This is a genomic window from Paracoccus sphaerophysae (genome assembly GCF_000763805.1).
In the GTDB taxonomy this organism is placed as follows: domain Bacteria; phylum Pseudomonadota; class Alphaproteobacteria; order Rhodobacterales; family Rhodobacteraceae; genus Paracoccus; species Paracoccus sphaerophysae.
The window spans coordinates 1-1,250 of record NZ_JRKS01000128.1; the positions used below are offsets into that span (position 1 = coordinate 1).

3 protein-coding genes are annotated in these 1,250 nt (G+C 72.0%); all 3 read right to left on the reverse strand.

The genetic code is table 11. The annotated features are described in order from the left end of the window. Positions 1–211, reverse strand: a 211-nt coding sequence (locus tag IC63_RS16685; protein WP_036722746.1) for an ExbD/TolR family protein, incomplete at its 3' end; no start/stop codon positions are given. A gap of 9 nt (positions 212–220) precedes the next feature. Then, on the reverse strand, positions 221–859 hold the full coding sequence (locus IC63_RS16690) for a MotA/TolQ/ExbB proton channel family protein (protein ID WP_052042354.1): 639 nt from the start codon (positions 857–859) through the stop codon (positions 221–223). A 10-nt stretch (positions 860–869) separates the two neighbouring features. Beyond that, on the reverse strand, positions 870–1,250 hold a 381-nt coding region (locus tag IC63_RS18610; RefSeq protein WP_036722749.1), incomplete at its 5' end, for a hypothetical protein.

Here is a 1,250-nt window from a genome sequence, read left to right on the forward strand (position 1 = left end):
CCCCAGCCCCCGCCGCAGCCGCGCCCGCCGGCGCCCCGCCGCTGAGGCCGCCGGTGCGGATGTCGATCAGCGAATAGGGGGTGATGTTGGCCGACAGCATGAAGAACACCAGCAGCTGGAACATGACGTCGGCCAGCGGCGTCATCGAAAAGCGGTAGCGTCGTTCGCGGCGGGGCAGGCTCAGCCCGTGGCCAATGTCGGTCGCGGCCATCGGACGGCGTCAGCCACTGATCCGGCCGACCCGGCCGTGGATGGCGCTCGAGATCACCAGCTCGATGGTCTGGCGCTCGTCCTCGATCCGGCCTTCCAGCCAGGCGGCGACGAAATAGGCGACCAGCGCCACCGCGAGCCCGACCGCGGTGGTGGTCAGCGCCGTCCAGATCCCCGAGGCGAGCAGCCGCGGATCGGCAGCCTGCGGGCTGGCCGCCAGCGCGCCGAAGGCGTCGATCATGCCGATCACGGTGCCCAGCAACCCCAGCATCGGCGCCATCTGCACCACCGCCTCGAGCAGGCGCATGCGGTTGCCCATCTGGGTCAGTTCCGACAGCGCCGCCTGCCGGGCGAGTTCGGCGCCATAGTGCGGGTCCGCCGGCCGCGCGCGCAGCCCGGCCATGACCGCGGCCAGCACCCGCCCCAGCACCGAGGGCAGGGCGCCGGCCTTGCGCTGCGCCTCGTCGGGGCGGCCGTTCAGCCAGTCGTCGAGGATCGCCTCGGCCTCGCGGTGGCGGCCAAGACCCAGGCGGCGGAACTGGCCGATCTTGAAGATCGCCACCGTCACCGTCAGCAGCGACAGCAGCGTCAGGGCCGCATAGACGGCCAGCGTCGGAATCGACAGCGAAAGGATATTGCCGAGCGTCATGGGAATGGCCCTACAGTCCGAAATCGATGCCGCCGCGGGCCTGGGTCGCCAGACCCGACAGGCACGCATCGCGCAGGTCGGCGCCGTCCCCGGCCTCGCAGGCGGCCACGTCGTTGACGACGATGCGCCCGATCTGCGCGCAGCCGAGGCCCGGGATCTCGAACTGCGCCACCTTGGTCTTGCCGGCGATCAGGGGGCCGAAATCCAGCACCGGCAGCGACCGGACGACGCCGTCGCGGTCAAAGATCGCCACCTGCCAGGCGGCGCGGCGCAGCCCCTGGGGCAGCCGGTTGGTGGTCACGACGATCAGCCGGCAGGCGCCGGTCGGGGTGTCGGCGGCGGCGTTCAGCTCCAGAACGACCTGGCCCTGGGCTTGAGCCGCTGGCGGGGT

What these genes read in the sequence shown, in the direction of transcription:
- IC63_RS16690 (WP_052042354.1), bottom strand. Translation starts at nt 859, where the DNA reads ATGACGCTCGGCAATATCCTTTCGCTGTCGATTCCGACGCTGGCCGTC.